Genomic DNA, 20,028 nt, shown 5'->3' on the forward strand with positions numbered 1-20,028 from the left:
GATGTGCGGCTCCGCCGCGTGGGCGCGACCAGCCACGACGGCGCCGCAGTCGGCCGACGACGCATCGCCACACTTCCAGCGAAGCGCTTAGGCCGGGTTGGCGGCGGACTGGGCGCGGGACAGGGCCACGTCCAGGACGACCAGGAGCGCGTCGCGGACCGAACCCGTCTCGCGGGCGTCGAAGACGATCAGCGGGACGTGCTCGGAGATGTCCAGGGCCCAGCGGACCTCGTCCAGATCGTGCTGGACCTCGCCGTCGAAGGCGTTGATGGCGACGGCGAAGGGGATGTCCCTGTGCTCGAAGTAGTCCACCGCCGCGTAACAGTCGTCCAGGCGGCGGGTGTCCACGATCACCAGGCCGCCGAGGGCGCCCTCGACCACGTCGTCCCACATGAAGCCGAAGCGGTCCTGGCCCGGTGTGCCGAACAGATACAGCTTCAGCTTCGGGTCGATCGTGATGACGCCGAAGTCCATGGCGACCGTGGTGGTGGTCTTGCCGGGGGTGTGGGTGAGGTCGTCCACGCCCGCCGCGACCTCCGTGATCAACGCCTCCGTGGTCAGCGGCCGGATCTCGGAGATCGCGCCCACCGCCGTGGTCTTGCCGACCCCGAAGCCACCGGCGATGACCAGCTTGACCGGCAGTGGCGGTTCTTCAACCGCTATCGCGGAGTGAGCCCCGTGAGTCGGGGACGGCACGGAGACCATCGATAACCCTTCGCAGTACGGAGATGTCGTGGACGGTCCCGGCGTTCGGGACATGGACCGCCAGATGTCCCGCGGCGCACAGGTCCTCCGCGAGGACCCGGACCACGTTGAGATGCAGATGCAGCCGGGCGGCCAGCTCCGCCACCGACTGGGGGCGTCGGCAGGCGGCGACGATGTCGCGGCGTTCGAAGGCGAGCGACCGCAGGGCGGACAGCCCGTCCGGCGTCGCAACGATCTGGGTCTCGACCGGGAGCGGTGGCGCGGCGCCGCTCCCGGCCACCCTGCCCGCGGTCAGCAGGAACGGGCGGACGGCGGAGGCGCGGACGGCGGGCTCGGGCGGCGCCTCTGGCTCTGGCGGTGCCTCTGGCTCGGGCGGCTCGGCGGGCTCGGGCGGCGCCTCGGGCTCGGGCGGCGCCGGGGTGGCCCGGGTGCCGTCCTCCGCGTCCTGTCCTGTCCCCTCCCGCGCTGCCGCGTCGTGCGGTACTGGTTCACCGGCGGCCATCTCGCCCCCCTCCCTGCGCCGCGCGCCCCGTCAGCCGACGGACCCGGCGCTCTTCTTCAGCTCCATGACGAGCTGCGGGGTGAGCGCGGTCCCGGCCCGGTTGGCGAAGAGGGTCATCTCGTACGCGATGTTGCCCAGCTTCGCCTCCTTCGTGGTCACCACGCCGAGCACGGCACCGCAGCCGATGGACGACACCAGCACATGGCCGCCCTCGAGATCGATGATGACCTTGTTCAGCTCGCCGAGGCCGTAGTTGCCGGAGGCACCGGCGGCGAGGCTGGTGACACCGGAGACGATCGCGGCGAGCCGCTCGGAGTCGGCCTGTTCCCGCAGTTGGGAGACGGCGATCAGCAGGCCGTCGGAGGACACCGCGATGGCGTCGACGACACCGGCGGTCTGGGTGGCGAATCGGTCCAGCAGCCAGGTGAAGTCGGCCGCGGCGGCTCGCAGATCGGTGGCTTCCCGCTCAGCGGTACCGCTCTTATCTGTCGGCGTGGTCACTGCCCGACTCCTTCCGGGGTCGCTGATGTGTCGATGGCATGGCTTCGGCCGGGGTGGCGGCGGCGCTGTCCCGCTCCGCCCTGCGTACGGCCGCCTCGAACTCGTCGAGTTCGGAGCGGACCGCGTCGGCGTCGGCGGGCCGACGCGTCGCCGGGATCGCCCGGTCGGCCGGTGAGGTGGTCTTGTCGAGCGTCGCGCCCCGGACGCGGCGGCGGAGGGGGCGCGAGCCGGGGGCGGCGGCCGGGGCGACGTTCGGCTCGTTCGCGGCGGACCGCTCCCTCCCGGCGTTCGGCTCGTTCGCCGCCCGCGTCTCCTTCGCGGTACCGGCCGACTCCGCGTCCGTACGGGACGTCGCCGGGACGCGCCGCGGCAGACCCGACTCCGTCACCGGCGCCGCCGGGCGCCGCTCCAGCGCGCCGGCGGAGGACCCGGAGGACCCGGAGGACCGTACGGGCGGAGGCGTGACGGCAGGCGCGGACGCGGGCTCCCGCCCGGCCCCTGCCGCGCCCTTACCCGACCCCGCAGCACCCGACCCCGCGGGACCCGACCCCGCAGCCGTAACCGAAGCCGAAGCTGGACCCGAAGCCGGGCCCGAAGCCGCAACCGCCGGCTCCTCCCCCGCCCCCCGCGCCACCAGCAGCGCCGACGGCACCCACACACTGCCCGTGACCCCGCCGCCCGGCGTACGGCTCAGCGTGACCCGGATGCCCCAGCGCCGGGCGAGGCTGCCGACCACGAAGAGGCCGAGCACCTTGGTCGGTACGAGGTCGAGCCGCTCGCGCCGCACCAGGCGGGCGTTCTCCTCCTCGAGGCGTTCCGCGGCCAGGCCGAGCCCGTGGTCGATGACCTCGATCAGCGCGCCGCCGTCCGCCGTGACATCGGTGCCGGGCCGTACGACGACCTCGACCGGGGTGTCGGACGGGGAGAACGAGACCGCGTTCTCCAGCAACTCCGCCAGCATCAGCGTGAGGTCGCCGATGATGTCGGGCGCGACCGTGGCCTCGGTCTCGGACCGCAGGGACACCCGCTGGTACCCCTCGATCTGGCCGAGCGCCGCGCGGATGACATCGGCCAGTGTCGTCGGCCGGGCGTCCAGCTCGGTCTCCCGGATACCGGCGAGCAGCATCAGGCTGTCGGCGTTGCGCTGGAGGCGTACGGCGATGTGGTCGATGCGGTAGAGCCGCTCCAGGATGTCGGGGGAACTCTCCTCGCGTTCGACGGCGTCGATCAGGGTGAGCTGACGGGTGGTGAGGTTGCTGACCCGGCGGCCGACGTTGCCGAACATCTCGCCCACGTTGCGGCGGCTGAGCACCTGCCGCTCCAGCAGCGCCGCGGCGGTGACCTGCACCTTGTTGAACGCCTCGGCCAGATCGCCGATCTCGTCGCGCACCGGGACCGGGATCGGCCGGGGCCGCAGCGGGGTGGTGTCGGTCGTGTCGTCGTCCTCGACCTTGGCGAGTTCCTCGTCCGCCACCTCGACCACCTGGTGCGCCGCGCCGGTGAGGGCGGCCAGGGGGCGTACGACGGAGCGCCGGACCAGGAACGAGAAGGTCAGCCAGGCGGCGAAGCCGAGAACGGCGAGGGCGAGCAGGGCCAGCGCCTTGTACAGGGCGTTGTTGGAGGCGTCCTCGGTCCGGTCGGCGATCTCGCCGATCAGCGAGCGGGCGATCCCGAGACGGGCCTCGGCCTGCCGGTTGCCCTGGGCCATCGCCGCGCGCAGCTCCCGCGGCGACTGGCCCTGGAGGGAGCTGGGGTCGATCTGGAGCTCGGCGAACCGGTCCTCGATGCCGTTCTCCTCGGCGTTCCGCTCGATGCCGTCGAGGCGCAGGACCTGGCCGGGGTCGGCGACCCTGGAGAAACGTTCCGACTGCTCCTCGTAGACCCGGTGGGCGCCGACCGCGCGGGTGTACTCGGTGAGGCCGTTGGCGTCCCGGGTCTGGGCGGAGAACACCCCGCCCTCGAAGGCCGCGTGGGCGGCGTCGGCGCGCATCACGGCGTCGACCAGCTCGATCGCGGAGGACGAGGGGCTGTCGGAGAAGTGGTCGAGCCCGATGCCGTCGATGAGATAGCCGACGGCGGCGGCGTACGCGGGGTCGATACCGGCGGCGGGCACCGAGCCCCGCTCGACCTTGTCCCGCAGCACGCTCAGGCGCTGGACGTAGTCGAGGGCCCGGGCCTCGTCCTTCGGCAGGGCGGAGCCGAACGCCGAACGCACATCGGCGGCTTGCCCGTCGGTGATCCGCTGCGCCCGGCGGTAGTCGGCGGTGGACGGGAGGGTGGCCCCGGGGCGGACCGACTCCTGCTGGACGGAGAGCAGGAGCGCCTCCCGGTGCTCGGTCTGTACGTCGTTGATCAGCCGGGCCACCTGGCCGCTGTCGCGCACCCGCTCGGCGATCCGGTTGGCGTCCATGGCCTGCCGCACCTGGCCGAACACGGCGACGCCGAGGAGCACGCCGACGACCGTCAGCGGCACGATCACCAGGACGTTGAGCTTCCGCCGGAACGGCCAGCGGTCGAGGAGCGCGCCGAGGGCTTCCGTCCTACGACCCGCCTTACGACCCGTCGTGCGGCCCGCCGTACGATCCGCCGCGCGCCCCGTCGTGTGCCGGGACCGCGAACTCGGCGGCGGCGCGTGTCCGGACGGCTCCTGGTCGGCTGGCGGGTCCGCCGTGTCCACAGACACCCAGGTCCTCCTTCGATGTGCTCCTGAGCGGTGACCGAGGTGTTGTTGCCGCCGATCGCCGACACCGGGAAACGGGACGTCGGCGAAGGCGATTCCGGCCGGAATGCGAGCGATGGAATCGCGCCACATGCGTGGCCGGGCGTGAACACTACCGCCTGTGCGCACACGCGCAAGGCATGGCCTCTCAACGACCACGGAATTTCCACGGTTTGCAGGGTTTAGGTCATCTACGTATCCCCCGGCGCCCCGCCAACCGCCCAGCCGGTGGCCGGGAGGTGACCGCCCGGTGGTCGTGGGGTGGAGACCGAGGGCGGCGCATGGGCTGGCTTGTTCACGACTGTGCTCGACGGGGCTACGGGTGCCGAGGGGGCTGCCCGGCGCGGCGCCGCCACCCGTAACCTGTCTGCCCCAGCCCCCGACCCGCCCACCCCGGTCGACCCCGGCCCGTCCCCGGTCGACCCCCGAACCATCCCCGGCCGTACCCTCCGTACCACTCCGTGCCCCGCGAGGAGACCCGTGCACCCCACCCGCAAGGCGGCCCTGACGGCCATCGCGCTGCTGGCCGTGGCCACCGCCGGCTGCGAGCCCGGCGCCGCCTCCACCACGACCCACCGGACCTCCGCGAAGCCCGGCTGCCCGACCGTCCTCGCCAGAGCCGAACGAGCCGTCAAGAAGGCCGAGGCCGTGGACGCCCCGTGGAAGGGCCCCACCACCGGGCCCGAGGCGGCCGGTCACGGCAAGAGCATCGTCTTCATCGCCCATGACCTCTCCAACCCCGGTCCGGCCGGAGTCGCCCAGGGCGTCCAGGAAGCCGCGTCACTGCTGCGGTGGAGCGCCCGCACCCTCAACGGCCAGGGCACGCCGGAGGGTTACCGGTCCGCCTTCAAGAAGGCGCTCGCCCTCAAGCCGGACGGCATCGCCATCGCCGGTTTCGACCCCGGCAGCGTCGCCGACGAGATGAAGGAGGCCAAGGCGGCGGGCATTCCGGTGATCGGCTGGCACTCCGCCCCGACCCCGGGCCCGGACGGGAGCCCCGATCTCTTCACCAACGTCACCACCCGGGTCGAGGACGTCGCGAAGATCAGCGCCGACTGGATCATCGCCCGCTCGGGCGGCCGCGCGGGTGTGGTGCTGTTCACCGACGGCACGGTCCCCTTCGCGAAGCGCAAGTCGGACCTGATCAAGAAGGAGCTCGCCACCTGCTCCGACGTCAAGCTGCTGAGCTACCGGAACGTGCCGATACCCGAGGCCAACAAGCGCGCCATCGGGGAAGTCCGGTCCCTGCTCGCTCGCTTCGGCGACAAGTGGACGTACTCGGCCGCCATCAACGACCTGTACTTCCGGCACACCGCGGCCGCTCTGCGCGCGGCGGGCAAGGACGGCGCGGGCGCCCCGTTCAACATCGGCGCGGGGGACGGCGACCCGTCGGCCTTCCAGCGCGTCAACGGCAAGCGGTTCCAGGCGGCCACGGTGCCCGAGCCCCTCACCGAACAGGGCTGGCAGATCGCCGATGAGTTCAACCGCGCCTTCGCGGACAAGCCCGCCAGCGGATACGTCCCCTCGGTGCACATCACCACCGCCGCGAACAGCGGTGGCGCGCTGTCGTGGGACTCCGAGGGCTATCGGCAGGCGTATCGCAAGATCTGGGGGAAGTAGCCGAAGGGGAGCAGGCACGGGGAGGGCCGGGGCTCGTGAGGGGAGCCCCGGCCCCGGTGAGACCTAGTCCTGCCCGGTCTCAGTCCTGGTGGACCTCGTTGTTGCCCGCGCCGCCGGAGAGTGTGTCATTGCCCTCGCCGCCCCACAGCACGTCGTCGCCGCTGTTGCCGTAGAGGGTGTCGTCGCCCTTGCCGCCACGGAGGGTGTCGTTGCCGGTGCCCCCGCGCAGGATGTTGTCCTCGGAGCCTCCGGTGATGGTGTCGTTCCCGGCGTCACCGTGGCATTCCTGCGCGCAGTTGGTGATGGTGTCGTCGCCGTCGCCGCCATAGGCGCCGAAGCCCATGACACCGCCGCCACCGTCGATCTTGTCGTTGCCGCCCTCGCCGTAGAACGTGGGCGCCGCGCTGCCCTGAAGGACATCGTTGCCCGCGCCGCCGTGAATTCCGGCGTAGGCCGAGCCATTGGGGTCGATCTTCGCGGTGTCATTGCCGTCACCGAGATCGACATCGAAGTTGTCGGAGTCGTCGGAGTTCTGCGGGATTTCGACCGCGCACTGGGCGACGGTGTGATCGCTCGCGGTCGGGTAGGTGCACTCGTCCCAGTTGGCCGCCTCCGGACCGATGGTGATGTCACCCTTGTCGCGGAAGGTGAGGACGTAATATTCCTCGAATTCCCCACGGCTGACGATCTGCTCGGAGACGGTCAGATTGTTCTTCTGTCCCGCGGCGGCCTTGTACCAGAGCTCGCCGTCCTCGTGGACGAGAGAGCCCGAGGTCGTCGGGGCCGCCTGGGCGGCGGGCGCCGCGAGCGCGGCTCCGCCCAGGGCGAGCGCGAGGGTGGCCGTGGCGGCCATGATCCGGTATCTGCGCATAGGGAAAGGGCCCTTCGTGCCATCAGCGCCGATCGGGCCGGCGAGTAAGCGCGGTTTCAGTCACCGGGCGCCGGCGATCGGCTATTGGGTGTTTCCGATCGCCCCGGTAGACCGGGATGGACGGCAAGCGGTTGCCCCGGAAATTACCTAGTTTGCCGCAGGATTCCCGCATGATTCCCGCAGTCGCAGGTCATCGAGTTATTCGAAGGGAGTCGCACAAGGAATGACGACATCGCCGTAACCGGCCTTTCCGGGTGCATTAACCCCTCGTTCACCCGAGTCGCGGTGAGGGCGGGGGTCACCGCGCCGGAGGAGACGGAGCGGACCCGGCCGTGGGCGGTGGTCCATGGATCCGGCGCCCGTACGGCGGCCGCGCCGGAAAGCCTCCGCGGGAAAGTCACCAGGACAAAGCACCGCCGGAAACTGATCCGGATTCCAGTAAACATTTCCTGGAGAACATCTCCGGAATCCGTGGAGTTCTGCCGCACCCGCCTGTCAAGATCTTCCCTCATGCCTTCCCCGTTCACTCAGGAATATCAGGGATTCTCGTGCGGAAAATGAATGCGGCCGCCACCGTGGCCGTCGCGGTACTGGCTCTGGCGCTGACCGGCTGCGGCAAGGACGACGACAAGGACGCCAAGTCGTCCGGCGCCTCCGACAAGACGGCGTCCGCCCAGCAGGCCGACGATGCGGAACGCTCCACCGCGTCCGCCACTCCCACCAGCGCGAGCCCCAGCCCGAGCCGTACGAAGCCCGCCAAGCGCCCCAGTGCGAGCCCGAGCAGCCCCCGGGCCACCCGCACCGCCGACGGCACCACGCCGGCCCCGCGCCGCACGGCCCCGAAGACGCAGGCCCCCGCGCCGACCCGGGCGGGCGCCCCGGCGAGCGTGCAGGGCACCTGGTACTCCGAGGTGCGCGACCCGAATGGCAACGCGCTCGTCATGACCGTGTCCGGCAGTTCCCTCAGCGTGGGGTACCAGGGCAAGTCCTGCCCCGGGACGATCAGCGCGAGCATGGCCGTCACCATGACCTGTCAGGGCGAGACCATCTCCGGCGGCCACGCCGTGGTCAGCGGTGACGGCCAGAGCCTCACCGTCAACTGGCCCCAGGGCAAACCCGACCGGTACGTCCGTCCGTGAGCCGACTCCCGGCCGACGCGGCCCGTCAGTGGGATCGGCCGGTGTTGAGCCGGGCGGCCTGGCGGGTCAGATAGTCGCGTTCGGCGAGGTTGGACGCCTGGTGGGCCGCCTCCGCGTACAGCCGGGCCGCCGTCGCCAGGTCGCCGTCGCGCTCGTGGAGGTACGCCGCCACCGCCGCGTGGCGGGGCAAGGGGGACCCCTTGCTCGAAGAGCCGGGGGAAGAGGCGTCCAGTTCCGCGAGCGCGGCCAGCCCGGCGCGCGGCCCGTCGGCCTCGCCGACGGCCACCGCGCGGTTGAGCCGCACGACCGGGCTGTCGGTCAGGCCCGCGAGCTCGTCGTACCACTCCACGATCTGCACCCAGTCGGTCTCCTCGGCGGTGGGCGCGTCCGCATGGAGGGCCGCGATGGCGGCCTGGGCCTGGAACTCGCCCAGCCGGTCGCGGGCCAGCGCCGCCTGGAGGATCTCCACCCCCTCGGCGATCGCCTCGGTGTCCCACCGGGAGCGGTCCTGCTCGGCGAGCGGCACCAGGCTGCCGTCGGGCGCGGTCCGGCTGGCGCGCCGGGCGTGGTGGAGCAGCATCAGGGCGAGCAGCCCCGCCACCTCGGGGTGATCGATCGCGGCCGCGAGCTGCCGGGTGAGCCGGATGGCCTCGGCGGCGAGGTCGACGTCGCCCGAGTAGCCCTCGTTGAAGACCAGGTACAGCACGCGCAGCACGGTGGCGACGTCGCCGGGCTGGTCGAACCGTACGCCGGAGACGGTGCGCTTGGCCCGGCTGATCCGCTGCGCCATGGTCGCCTCGGGCACCAGATACGCCTGGGCGATCTGGCGGGTGGTGAGGCCGCCGACCGCGCGCAGCGTGAGCGCGACGGCGGACGACGGCGTCAGCGACGGGTGGGCGCACAGGAAGTACAGCTGGAGCGTGTCGTCCACCGGGGCGGCCGGGCCGGGCGCCGGTTCCTCCTCGACGAGGTCCTCGCGCCGGCGGCGGGCCACGTCCGCCCGGGTCGCGTCGAGGAACTTGCGCCAGGCCACGGTGACCAGCCAGCCCTTGGCGTCCCGCGGGGGGTCGGCCGACCATACGCGGACCGCCTCGATGAGCGCGTCCTGTACGGCGTCCTCGGCCGCCGCGAAGTCGGCTCCGCGGCGGACGAGGATGCCGAGCACGCCCGGCGTGAGGCTCCTGATCAGGGCCTCGTTCATCCGCGTCACTTGAAGGTGCACTCCGTGGTGCTGGGCTTGGCGGCCAGGAACGGGCGCACCTCCAGCCACTCGTGGATCGGCTTCCCGTCCTTCCCCGGAGCGGCCGACAGCTCACCGGCCAGCTCGACGGCGCGCTCGTGGCTGTCGACGTCGATCACCATCCAGCCCGCGATGAGGTCCTTGGTCTCGGCGAACGGACCGTCGGTGACCGGCGGACGCCCCTCGCCGTCGTACCGCACCCACGACCCCTCCGGGGCGAGCGCCTGACCGTCGACGAACTCGCCGGTCTTCTCCAGCCGGGCCGCGAAGTCGTTCATGAACTGCACATGCGCCGAGATCTCCTCCGGCGTCCACTGGTCCATCGGCACGTTGTTCACCGGAGCCGGAGCGCCGCGGTAGTGCTTCAGCAGCAGGTACTTGGCCATCGTGGTTCTCCTCGATGCGGATGCGACCCATTGTGGTCGCGTTCACCCCCGGGACGGAGCCGGTCCCGCGTTCTCGACATCCCCGTCCGAAGATTTTTTCCGCTGCTCCTCGATCCGGTGCAGCACCGAGTCCAGATGCGCCTCGGAGGCCGCCCGGGCCGCCTCCGGGTCGCGGTCCTCGATCGCCCGCAGGATGGCCTGGTGCTCCTCGATGGTGGCGCGCCGGCGGGCGGCGGACAGCGAGGTCCTGCGCCGCCCGGGCTCGCCGATCTCGTAGACCCGGTCCAGCAGCCGCAGCAGCAGCGGGTTGCGGGTGTACTGGGCGATGGCGCGGTGGAAGGTGCGGTCCAGGTCGGTGAACTCCTGCCGCGTGGGCTCGCGTCGCATCGCGTCCAGCAGGGCGTGGAGCTGGACGAGGTCGGAGGGGGTGGCGCGGCGGGCGGCCCGCGCGGTCACCGAGGGCTCGATGCACGCGCGCACCTCCATGACCTGCAACAGCTCCGCCGTGGCATCGAGCCCCGAGGCCAGGACGTCGCCGCGCGGAGTGGCCCCGGGGTCGAGCACGACGGTGCCGGAGCCGGGGCGCCGGGCGACCAGTCCGCGTGAGGCGAGGGCGCGCAGCGCCTCGCGGACCGAGCCCCGGGAGACGCCGAGGCTCTCCGCGAGCTCCCGCTCCGGGGGGACGCGGGAACCGGGCGCCAGCTCTCCGCTCAGGATCAGCCGCTCCAGGCCCACGGCCAGGGCGTCCGGCCTCGACAGGGTGGAGTGCCGCAGTTGCCGCCAGTCCATCTCCTGGCTTTCCTCCGCCTTCTTCAGCTTTCTCCAGCTTTCCGGTCCGGCCGGTGGTCCAGAGTCTCACACCCGGCGGGCGCCATCCCGGTGTCCTCCCGGCCTCCACCCAGGGTCCTCCCCGCCGCCGCGAGCGGATTTAACCAGGTGGTGACGGGCGGGCAACCGGAGTCACCGGGTCCGCACGCTAGCGTCCACCGACATCAATTTGGTCCTACCAATGGACCAAGTGCGGCCGCTGCGCCATCCTGGCCGCACCGCAGCGCGCGCCCCGACGTCCCCAGCAGTGAGGCATCCCGCCATGCGCCAAAGAACGAGCGGACCCAGCGACCGGCCCCCACCCATCCGCCACCGACCGCGCGCCGCCGCCCTCTCCGCCCGGGTGCTGTGTGTGCTGGCCGCCGGCGCCACCGCCGGCTGCGCCTCCCTGGCCTCCCCCACGGCCGAGGTGGGCGCCGACCGGATGACCGACCCCCGGCCCGCCCGCGACGGCGGAACGCTCACCATCGCCCTCAAATCGGACCCGGACAAGCTGGACCCCACCTTGGCCAGCACCGCCGTGGGCCGGACCGTGTTCACCGCGATGTGCGAGAAGCTCTACGACGTCGACGCCGCGAACCGGATCGTGCCGCAGCTCGCCGCCGCCCCGCCCACGACCAGCGACGGGGGCCGCACCGTCACCATCAAGCTGCGGCACGGCGTCCGGTTCGCCGACGGCACCCGCATGGACGCCGAGGCGGTCAAGACCTCCCTGGACCGGCACCGGACGCTGACCGGTTCCGTGCGCGCGAGCGAGCTGAAGCCCCTCACCTCGGTCCAGGCGGTGGGCGACGACACCGTACGGCTGCGGCTGACCAAGCCGTACGTCCCGCTGCTCGCGCTGCTCGCGGACCGCGCGGGCATGGTGATGTCCCCCACCGCGCTGAAGCGCTACGGCAAGGGCTTCGCGAGCCACCCCACCTGCGTCGGCCCGTTCCGCTACGCCGAGCGCGTGGTGGGCGACCGCATCGTGCTGGACAAGGACCCGAACTACTACGACGCCGACGCCGTCCATCTGCGGCGGGTGATCTACCGCACCATCACCGACGGCAACGTCCGGCTGGCGAACCTCCAGTCCGGCGACATCCAGGTGGGCGACCAGATGGACCCGGTCCAGGTGGGCAGGGCGCTCACCGAACCCGGGCTCCAGCTCTTCCACTCCCCCTCGCTCGGCTACTACGGGCTGACCCTCAACATCGGCAACACCAAGGGCGCCGGGGCGCCGCCGGGCCGGATCGACACCCCGATCGCGCGGGACGTACGGGTGCGCGAGGCGTTCGACCTCTCCCTGGACCGCGACCTGATCAACACCATCGTCTTCCAGGACCGCTACCGGCCCACCTGCGGTCCACTCCCCGCCGGCACCCCGTACGCCACCGGATCCCAATGCCCGGCCCGCGACCTGGCCAAGGCCAAGCGGCTGCTCAGGGCCGCCAAGGTGACCACCCCGGTCCGGGTCCGGCTCCAGATCAGCACCACCCCGGAGGACAACCGGCTGGGCCAGGTCATCCAGGCCATGGCCAAGGAGGCGGGCTTCGCGGTGAGCCTGGCACCCACCGAGTTCGCCACCGGCCTGGAGCACTCCCGCGCGGGCGACTTCCAGGCGGCGACCACCAACTGGTCGGGACGGCTCGACCCGGCGGGCAACATCGACGTGTTCACCGGCACCGGCGGCGCCCAGAACTACGGCGGGCTCTCCGACCCCGCCATCGACCGGCTGATCGCCGAGGGCGGCACCACCGCGGCCAAACCCGCCCGCAAGAAGATCTACGCCCGGCTCGTGGAGCGCGTCCGCGCCGCGCACACCGTGCTCTATCTGATCCAGCCCACGAACTACGTCTCCGTGACGAAGCAGGTCGCCGGGGTGAAGGTCTTCGGCGACGGGCTGATCCGGGTCAAGGACGCCGGATATGTGAAGGGAGGGAGCTGATGTCGTATCCGATCCGCCGCCTCGGCGAATCACTGATCACGCTCTTCCTGGTCAGCGTCGTGGTCTTCGCCGGTGTACGGGCGCTGCCCGGCGACACCGCCACCGCGCTGGCCGGGGAGGAGCCCACGCCCGAGGCAATCGCCCAGATCCGCGAGAGCTACGGGCTCGACGACAACATCGTGGTGCAGTACGCGCGCTATGTGCGGCACGCCGCCACCGGCGACCTCGGCGTCTCCTCCCGCACCGGGCTGCCGGTCCTGGACTCGGTGATGGAGGCGCTGCCCGTCACCCTCGAACTGTCCGCGCTGGCCCTGCTGCTCGCGGTCGTGGTCGGCGTGGGCGCCGGGGTGGTGGCGGCGGTCCGGCGCGGCAGGCCCGAGGAGTGGCTGGTCAACGCGGTGGCGCTGCTGGGGCTTTCGGTACCCGCCTTCTGGCTCGGCATCGTGCTCGTCCTCGCCTTCGCGATCGCCGTTCCGGTCTTCGCGGCCTCCGGTTTCGTGCCGTTCGGCGTGGACCCGATGGAGAACCTGCGCCATATGGTGCTCCCGGTGATCGTCCTCGGCTCCGGTCTTGCGGCGGTCGTGATGCGGCAGACGCGCGCGGCCATGCTGGGCTCGCTGTCCGCCGACTACGTGCGCACGGCGCGCGCCAAGGGGCTCTCCCGACGCCAGGTGATCATGGGGCATGCCCTGCGGAACAGCCTGGTCACCGTGGTGACCGTGCTCGGGCTCCAGCTCGGGCACCTCATATCGGGCGCGGTGGTCACCGAGCAGATCTTCGTCCTGCCGGGCTTCGGCAAGCTCACCATCGACGCGGTCTTCTCCCGCGACTACGCGATGGTGCAGGGCGTGGTGCTGTTCACCTCCACCGCCTACATCGTCGTCAACCTCCTGGTGGACCTGGCCTATTCGGTGATCGACCCCCGTATCCGGCTCGGAGGTGCGCAGTGAGCGCCGCGACCACCGCCCTTCCCGCCGCCGGGGAGCGGGAGCGGGCCCCGCTCGCCCCGCTGTCCCGGCTCCGGCTGCTGACCCGTAACAAGCTGGCCCTCACCGGGGCCGTGGCCGCCGCGCTCCTGGTGCTGATCGCCGTGTGCGCACCGCTCATCGCGCCGTACGACCCGGCCCGCCCCGACTTCACCGCCGCCCTCCGGCCGCCGGGCTGGGCCCACTGGCTGGGCACCGACGACCTGGGCCGCGATCAGCTCTCCCGGGTCGTGTACGGGGTGCGGGCCTCGCTCCAGATCGGGCTGCTCGCGGTGGCGCTGGCCTTCGCGGCCGGGGTGCCGCTCGGGCTGATCGCGGGCTACTACGGGCGGTTCGCCGACTCGGTGGTCTCCCGGCTCACCGACACCCTGCTCGCCTTCCCGTTCCTGGTGCTGGCGGTGGGCCTTGCCACCATTCTCGGGCCGTCCCTGCTGAACGCCACGATCGCGGTCGGCGTCTCGCAGATCCCGGCCGTCATCCGGATCACCCGGGCGGAGACGCTGCGGCTCAAACACCTGGACTATGTGGCGGCGGCCGTGGCAAACGGCGGCGGGGACGGCACCGTGCTCTTCCGCCACATCCTGCCCGGCGCCCTGTCCGCGCTGACCGTCCAGGCCACCGTGGGCATCCCCACCGCGATCATCGGTGAGGCGCTGCTGAGCTTCCTCGGCCTCGGCGTCCAGCCGCCGTCCCCCTCGCTCGGGGTGATGCTCTCCAGCGCCCAGGCGTACATCGCCGCCGCGCCCTGGATGGCGGTCTTCCCGGGCCTCGCGATCATCACCGCGACGCTCGCGTTCAATCTGCTCGGGGACGGGCTGCGCGACATTCTCGACCCCCAGGGAGACAGCCGATGACCACGTCCACCGCGCCGTCCACCGCGCCCCCCGCCCTGAGTGTGCGGGACCTGTCCGTGGTCTTCCGCACCCCGACCCGCGTGGTCCACGCGGTGGACGGGCTGTCGTACGACATCGCCGCCGGTGAGGTGTTGGCCGTGGTCGGCGAGTCCGGCTGCGGCAAGTCCGTGACCTCCACCGCCGTCATGGGGCTGCTGCCGCCCACGGCGAGCGTCGGCGGCTCCATCCGGCTGGGCGGACGGGAGCTGGTGGGGGCCGACGAGAGCGAACTGCGGGACGTCCGCGGCCGGGAGATCGCGATGATCTTCCAGGAGCCGATGACCTCGCTGAACCCGGTGCTCACCATCGGCCGCCAGGTCGGCGAGGTCCTCCGGCGCCATCAGGGGATCGGCCGCCGGGAGGCGCGCGAGCGGGCCGTGGACCTGCTCGACCTCGTCGGCATCCCCGCCCCCGCCCAGCGGGCCCGCGACTATCCGCACCAGCTCAGCGGCGGAATGCGGCAGCGGGTGATGATCGCCATCGCGATCGCCTGCGACCCCGCCGTGCTCATCGCCGACGAGCCCACCACCGCGCTGGACGTCACCGTGCAGGCGGGCATCCTGGAAGTGCTGCAATCCCTGCGGGAGCGGCTCGGCACCGCGATCGTGCTGATCACCCACGATCTGGGCGTGGTCGCCGACATCGCCGACCGGGTGCTGGTGATGTACGCGGGCCGGGGCGTCGAACAGGCCCCGGTGGACGAGTTGTTCGGCGCGCCCCGCCATCCGTACACCCGCGGGCTGCTCGGCGCGGTGCCGGTGCCCGGCCGGCGGCAGGCGGAGGGCGGGCGGGCGCGGCTCCAGGAGATCCCCGGACTGGTGCCGAGCCTCACCGAACAGCCCGACCGCTGCACCTTCCAGCCCCGCTGCTCCTACGCGGACGAGCGGTGCGGGGAGCAGAGGCCCGTACTGCGGGGGCTGCGGGGGCCGCGAGGGCCGCGCGAGCGGGATGAACGGTACGGGCGCTCCGAGCAATCCGAGCCGCATGAGGCCGCGTGCTGGTATCCGGTGCCGGTGCACCCTGAACGCCTTGAACACGCCGAACGCCCTGAACACCCCGAATACCCCGGACAGGAGGCCGCCTCATGACCGCCGCCGTCGCGCCCGCGGAGGCGTCGCGGGATGACGCCGTGCTCGACATCAGCGGCCTGGTCCGCCACTTCTCCGGCCCCGCCGGCACCGTCAGGGCGGTGGACGGGGTCAGCCTCAGCATCGGCCGGGGCGAGATCGTCGGCCTGGTCGGGGAGTCCGGCAGCGGAAAGTCGACGGTCGGACGGTGCGCCGTACGGCTGGACCGGCCGACCGCGGGCCAGGTGACGATCAACGGCCGCGATGTGACCCGTCTTTCGAAGCGGGCGCTGCGTCCGCTGCGCAAGGACTTCCATCTGGTCTTCCAGGACCCGTCCTCCTCGCTCGACCCGCGGATGACCGTGGGCGCCATCGTCGGCCAGCCGCTGCGGCTGCACCGCCTGGCCTCCGGCGACGCCCTGCGCGACCGGGTCGCCGCGCTGCTGGCCCAGGTGGGGCTGCGGCCCGAACTGGCGGGGCGGCGGCCCCATGAACTCTCCGGCGGACAGCGGCAGCGGGTCTCCATCGCCCGCGCGCTGTCGGTCGACCCCCAGCTGCTGGTGGCCGACGAGCCGACGTCGGCGCTGGACGTCTCCGTCCAGGCGTCCGTGCTCAATCTGCTGGTGGACCTCCAGCGGGAGCGGCGGTTCGGCTGTCTGTTCATCACCCATGACCTGGCCGCCGTCGAGTACCTCGCCGACCGGATCGCCGTGATGTACCTGGGGCAGCTGGTGGAACAGGCCCCGGCCGCCGAGCTGTTCGCCGACCCCAAGCATCCGTACACCCAGGCCCTGCTGTCCGCGGCCCCGGTGCCGAACCCGGCCGCGCAGCGGTCGCGCGCCCGGATCGTGCTCAGCGGGGAGCTGCCCAGCCCGCTGGATCCGCCGAGCGGCTGCCGCTTCCACACCCGCTGTCCGCTCGCCGTCGACCGCTGCCGCACCGAGCCGCCCGTGCCGCGGCGGCTCGCGGAGGGCGGCGGCCGCCGCCAGGTCGCGTGCCATCTGGTGGCGGACGATGGCACCGCGCCCGACGCCTCTGCCGTCTGACTGCCCCGCACGTCCGCACCCGCCGTCCGCACCCGCACCCGCACCCGCACCCGCACGAGACCAGGAGCCTGCCGACATGTTCACCACCCGGCCCACCCTTCAGGGCACCCATGGCATGGTGTCCTCCACCCACTGGCTGGCCTCGCAGTCCGCCATGGCCGTCCTGGAGGACGGCGGCAACGCCTTCGACGCGGCCGTGGCCGCCGGGTTCGTCCTGCATGTGGTCGAGCCGCATCTGAACGGGCCCGCCGGTGAGGTGCCGATCATCCTCGCCCCGGCGGGCGGCGAACCCACCGTGCTGTGCGGCCAGGGCCCGGCCCCCGCCGGGGCCACCATCGACCACTACACCGCGCTCGGCCTCGACCTCGTCCCCGGCACCGGCCCGCTCGCGGCGGCGGTGCCCGGTGCGTTCGACGCCTGGATGGTGCTGCTGCGCGACCACGGGACGAAGCGGCTCGCGGAGGTGCTGCGGTACGCGATCGGCTACGCCGAACACGGCCATCCGGCGGTCGAGCGGATCGGGGAGACGGTCGAGACGGTGCGGGAGCTGTTCGAGACCGAGTGGACCACCTCGGCCGAGCTGTATCTGCCGGACGGGAAGTCCCCCGCCGCCGGACGGCTGCTCACCAACCCCGCGCTGGCCGCCACCTGGCGGCGGCTGGTCACCGAGGCGGAGGGGGCGGGGCCGGGGCGCGAGACCCAGATCGAGGCGGCCCGCCGGGTCTGGCGCGAGGGCTTCATCGCGGAGGAGCTGGCGGACGCGGCGGCCCGGCCCGCGATGGACTCGTCCGGGCACCGTAACGCCGGGACCATGACCGGGGACGACCTGGCCGCCTTCGAGGCCACGTACGAGCCGCCGGTCCGCCACTTCTGGAACGGCTGGACCGTGTGCAAGGCCGGGCCCTGGAGCCAGGGGCCGGTGCTGCTCCAGCAACTCGCCCTGCTGCCGTACGGGCTGAGCGAGGCCGACCTGGGCACGCCCGACTTCCTGCACCTCCTGATCGAGGGCGGCAAGCTGGCCATGGCCGACCGCGAGGCGTGGTACGGGGACGCCGCCGACGTGCCGCTGACGGAGCTGCTCTCGCGTCCGTACAACGACGAGCGGCGGGCGCTGATCGGCGAACGGGCCTCGTACGAGCTGCGCCCCGGGCACCCCGGGGGCCGTACGCCACGGCTGAGCAAGCAGGCGCTGGCCGCGGTGGCGCGCGCCGCGTCCGGGGCGGCCGGACCGGCCGCCGGGCCGGGCGGCGGCGAGCCGACGGTCGGCGGCGGGGAACCAACGGTCGGCGGCGGGGACCTGGGCCTGGGGCTGGGCGGACCGGCTCATGGCGAACCCGTCGTCGACCGGGACGGGGTGACCCGGGGCGACACCTGCCACCTCGACGTGGTGGACCGCTGGGGCAACATGGTCGCGGCCACGCCCAGCGGCGGCTGGCTCCAGTCCAACCCCGTCATCCCCGCGCTGGGTTTCCCGCTCGGCACCCGGCTCCAGATGACCTGGCTCGACCCCGGCCTGCCCAACTCCCTCACCCCCGGCCGCCGTCCGCGCACCACGCTCACCCCCTCGCTCGCGCTGCGCGACGACACCCCCGTCATGGCCTTCGGCACTCCCGGCGGCGACCAGCAGGACCAGTGGAGCACCCACTTCTTCCTCGGCGTGGCGCTACGGGCGCCGGTGCGCTCCGGCCTGGATCTCCAGGGCGCCATCGACGCCCCCAACTGGCACCAGGAGTCCTTCCCCGGCTCCTTCCACCCCCGGGCGATGACGGCGGGCCGGGTGGTCGTCGAGTCCCGCGTCGGCGAGCCCGCCCTTGCGGAACTCCGCCGCCGAGGCCACGACGTCGTGGTCGGCGACCCCTGGTCGGAGGGCCGCCTGTGCGCGGTCGCCCGCGACCCGGAGACGGGCGTCCTGCTCGCCGCCGCCAACCCGCGCGGCGCGCAGGGCTACGCGGTGGGGCGCTGACGCCTGCGGCGGGCTACTCCCCTCCCCGCCCCTTCCCACAACTGGGGCTCCGCCCCAGCCCCCGGCGCCCAGGGGCGGAGCCGCATATCGATGCCGCTGGAAGGGCGGGGAGGGGCATAGCCCGCCGCCCAGTCATCCGCCACGCCGACGTCCCGACCACGACCACCCCCGGGGTCCGGGCCCGCCGAACGGCGTGGTCGCTAAGCGGCCTCATTGAAGTCCGGTGCGGTTCGGGTGCGCCCCGAAGGGGCGCGGGGCTGTGTCGATATGCGGCTCCGCCGCGTGGGACCAGCCACGACGGCGCCGCAGACGATCGACGACAGGTCAGGGCACTTCCCGCGGAGCGCTTAGGAGCTGTCCGGGCGATCATGTGACTGCCCTGTGCCTGAGTCGTTGTTGTGTGCATGGGGCGGGGTGATCTGACGGATGCGGAGTGGGAACGGTTGCGGCCGTTCCTGCCGGTGAGCAATAGGCGTTGTGGCCGGTGGCGGGATCACCGGCAGGTGATCGACGGGATTCTGCACCGGGTGCGGACCGGGGTGCACTGGCGGGATCTTCCCGAGCGTTTCGGGCCGTGGAAGACCGTCTATGAACGCCACCGGCTGTGGTCGGCCGACGGCACGTGGGAGCGCCTGCTGCAACAGGTCCAGGCCGCTGCCGATGCCGCGGGCGAGATCGACTGGGACATTTCGGTGGACTCCACCATCGTGCGGGCCCACCAGCACGCGGCCGGTGCCCGGACCGAACCGCCGCCGACACTTGCATCAAAGGGGGCCGAGACGGCAGAACACCAGGGCGAAACGCCGTGGCAGAGCCTGCTCGCCCGGCTGGCGGAGGTGGTGCAGGAGGTGAGGGACTGGGCCGCTCGCGGGGCGGGTTCACCAGCAAACTCCACCTGAGCGCCGACGGCCGGTGCCGTCCATTGTCCCTGTTCATCACGCCGGGGCAACGGGCGGACTGCACCCAGTTCCAGACGGTGCTGGCAAAGATCCGCGTTCCGCGGGTCGGTCCGGGCCGGCCCCGCACGAAGCCCGACAGCATTGCGGCCGACAAGGGATACAGCAACGGCCCGTGCCGCGCATACCTGCGGCGCCGAGGCATCCGGCACACGATCCCGGAGAAGACCGACAGCCGGTCCGCCCGCCTGGGCAAAGGCTCACATGGCGGACGGCCACCCGGTTTCGACGAAGAGCGCTACAAGAAGCGCAACACCGTCGAACGAGCGATCAACAGACTGAAGCAGTACCGAGCCGTGGCCACCCGCTATGACAAGCGCGGCTACGTCTTCCTCGGCACTACAACCAGCGCGGCTCTGCTTATCTGGCTTCGGAGTTGACCAGCGACCTCACAAAGCGATCGGCCGATACGCCAGGGCCTGATCGACTACTTCATCAGCAGAAAGCTCCGGCTCCCGTGGCCAGAAGATCAAGCCGCTGACATGACCGGACGGGCATGCCAGCGCTCTGTCGAGCCGATCCAGCCAGCCGTCCACCTCGTCGTCCGAGGCGTAGTCCGCTTGCATGATCCGCTGCACGAGCGCGACCGCCTCCACGCGACTCATCTCCACAGCACTCATCAAGTCCCTCCACCGGGTCACCCTAGCGGGACGCGTGATCGCCCGGACAGCTCCTA

Annotated in this window: 18 protein-coding genes; 9 read left to right on the forward strand and 9 right to left on the reverse strand. The window is 72.3% G+C overall.

The window, feature by feature from the left end; all coding sequences use genetic code 11:
- Positions 1-87: 87 nt before the first annotated feature.
- From ACT2CW_RS13170 to ACT2CW_RS13185, 4 genes are all read right to left on the reverse strand, one after another.
- A complete protein-coding gene (locus ACT2CW_RS13170) occupies positions 88-705 on the reverse strand; it encodes a GTP-binding protein (protein WP_445516646.1) in 618 nt (205 codons plus the stop codon).
- Positions 653-1,003: a DUF742 domain-containing protein gene (locus tag ACT2CW_RS13175; protein WP_233361397.1), complete on the reverse strand. Its 351-nt coding sequence runs from the start codon at positions 1,001-1,003 to the stop codon at positions 653-655. Before ACT2CW_RS13175 ends, ACT2CW_RS13170 begins: the two co-directional genes overlap by 53 nt.
- Before the next feature lie 234 nt (positions 1,004-1,237).
- Positions 1,238-1,708, reverse strand: a complete 471-nt coding sequence (locus ACT2CW_RS13180; protein WP_037950842.1) for a roadblock/LC7 domain-containing protein — start codon at positions 1,706-1,708, stop codon at positions 1,238-1,240.
- Positions 1,689-4,391 (reverse strand): ATP-binding protein, encoded by a 2,703-nt coding sequence (locus ACT2CW_RS13185; protein WP_445516647.1) that lies wholly within the window; start codon positions 4,389-4,391, stop codon positions 1,689-1,691. Before ACT2CW_RS13185 ends, ACT2CW_RS13180 begins: the two co-directional genes overlap by 20 nt.
- A 516-nt stretch (positions 4,392-4,907) precedes the next feature.
- Here ACT2CW_RS13185 and ACT2CW_RS13190 point away from each other — a divergent pair.
- Positions 4,908-6,047 (forward strand): substrate-binding domain-containing protein, encoded by a 1,140-nt coding sequence (locus ACT2CW_RS13190; protein ID WP_445516648.1) that lies wholly within the window; start codon positions 4,908-4,910, stop codon positions 6,045-6,047.
- A 79-nt stretch (positions 6,048-6,126) separates the two neighbouring features.
- Here the strand turns inward: ACT2CW_RS13190 and ACT2CW_RS13195 are convergent, their stop codons facing one another.
- The gene (locus ACT2CW_RS13195) at positions 6,127-6,918 is read right to left on the reverse strand and encodes a calcium-binding protein (RefSeq protein ID WP_445516649.1); all 792 of its coding nucleotides are present in this window, start codon (positions 6,916-6,918) and stop codon (positions 6,127-6,129) included.
- A 548-nt stretch (positions 6,919-7,466) separates the two neighbouring features.
- Between ACT2CW_RS13195 and ACT2CW_RS13200 the strand changes: the two genes are divergently transcribed.
- Positions 7,467-8,057 (forward strand): hypothetical protein, encoded by a 591-nt coding sequence (locus ACT2CW_RS13200; RefSeq protein WP_445516650.1) that lies wholly within the window; start codon positions 7,467-7,469, stop codon positions 8,055-8,057.
- 25 nt (positions 8,058-8,082) lie between these two features.
- On the opposite strand, the gene ACT2CW_RS13205 is transcribed toward ACT2CW_RS13200, so the two are convergent.
- The 3 genes from ACT2CW_RS13205 to ACT2CW_RS13215 are packed head-to-tail and all read right to left on the reverse strand — an operon-like array spanning position 8,083 to position 10,472.
- On the reverse strand, positions 8,083-9,258 hold the full coding sequence (locus ACT2CW_RS13205; RefSeq protein ID WP_445516680.1) for an RNA polymerase sigma factor: 1,176 nt from the start codon (positions 9,256-9,258) through the stop codon (positions 8,083-8,085).
- 5 nt (positions 9,259-9,263) lie between these two features.
- Positions 9,264-9,683, reverse strand: a complete 420-nt coding sequence (locus tag ACT2CW_RS13210; protein WP_137979281.1) for a YciI family protein — start codon at positions 9,681-9,683, stop codon at positions 9,264-9,266.
- Positions 9,684-9,725: 42 nt separating this feature from the next.
- Complete coding sequence (locus ACT2CW_RS13215) at positions 9,726-10,472, reverse strand: FadR/GntR family transcriptional regulator (protein WP_182468652.1); 747 nt, start codon at positions 10,470-10,472, stop codon at positions 9,726-9,728.
- Between the two features lie 301 nt (positions 10,473-10,773).
- Between ACT2CW_RS13215 and ACT2CW_RS13220 the strand changes: the two genes are divergently transcribed.
- The 7 genes from ACT2CW_RS13220 (at position 10,774) to ACT2CW_RS13250 (ending at position 19,732) form a co-directional block, all read left to right on the forward strand.
- Positions 10,774-12,441 (forward strand): ABC transporter substrate-binding protein, encoded by a 1,668-nt coding sequence (locus ACT2CW_RS13220; protein ID WP_445516651.1) that lies wholly within the window; start codon positions 10,774-10,776, stop codon positions 12,439-12,441.
- On the forward strand, positions 12,441-13,391 hold the full coding sequence (locus ACT2CW_RS13225; protein WP_198280642.1) for an ABC transporter permease: 951 nt from the start codon (positions 12,441-12,443) through the stop codon (positions 13,389-13,391). Before ACT2CW_RS13220 ends, ACT2CW_RS13225 begins: the two co-directional genes overlap by 1 nt.
- Positions 13,392-13,465: 74 nt before the next feature.
- Positions 13,466-14,281, forward strand: coding sequence for an ABC transporter permease (locus tag ACT2CW_RS13230; protein WP_445516681.1), 816 nt, complete (start codon positions 13,466-13,468; stop codon positions 14,279-14,281).
- The gene (locus tag ACT2CW_RS13235; protein WP_445516652.1) at positions 14,278-15,408 is read left to right on the forward strand and encodes an ABC transporter ATP-binding protein; all 1,131 of its coding nucleotides are present in this window, start codon (positions 14,278-14,280) and stop codon (positions 15,406-15,408) included. Before ACT2CW_RS13230 ends, ACT2CW_RS13235 begins: the two co-directional genes overlap by 4 nt.
- On the forward strand, positions 15,405-16,433 hold the full coding sequence (locus tag ACT2CW_RS13240; protein WP_445516653.1) for an ABC transporter ATP-binding protein: 1,029 nt from the start codon (positions 15,405-15,407) through the stop codon (positions 16,431-16,433). The genes ACT2CW_RS13235 and ACT2CW_RS13240 overlap by 4 nt, the downstream gene beginning before the upstream one ends.
- A gap of 76 nt (positions 16,434-16,509) precedes the next feature.
- Positions 16,510-18,396 carry a gamma-glutamyltransferase family protein gene (locus tag ACT2CW_RS13245; RefSeq protein ID WP_445516654.1) on the forward strand — a complete coding sequence of 629 codons (1,887 nt, stop codon included), beginning with the start codon at positions 16,510-16,512 and terminating at the stop codon, positions 18,394-18,396.
- 404 nt (positions 18,397-18,800) lie between these two features.
- Positions 18,801-19,732, forward strand: a protein-coding gene (locus ACT2CW_RS13250; RefSeq protein ID WP_445516655.1) for an IS5 family transposase whose coding sequence is annotated in 2 segments (ribosomal slippage) — positions 18,801-19,178 and positions 19,181-19,732 — 930 coding nt in all. Because the reading frame shifts where the segments join, the coding sequence is not laid out codon by codon here.
- Between the two features lie 9 nt (positions 19,733-19,741).
- On the opposite strand, the gene ACT2CW_RS13255 is transcribed toward ACT2CW_RS13250, so the two are convergent.
- Positions 19,742-19,972 (reverse strand): e9imm peptide, encoded by a 231-nt coding sequence (locus ACT2CW_RS13255; protein WP_445516656.1) that lies wholly within the window; start codon positions 19,970-19,972, stop codon positions 19,742-19,744.
- Positions 19,973-20,028 lie beyond the last annotated feature (56 nt).

The sequence above is a fragment of the Streptomyces sp. NEAU-174 genome (assembly GCF_052665095.1).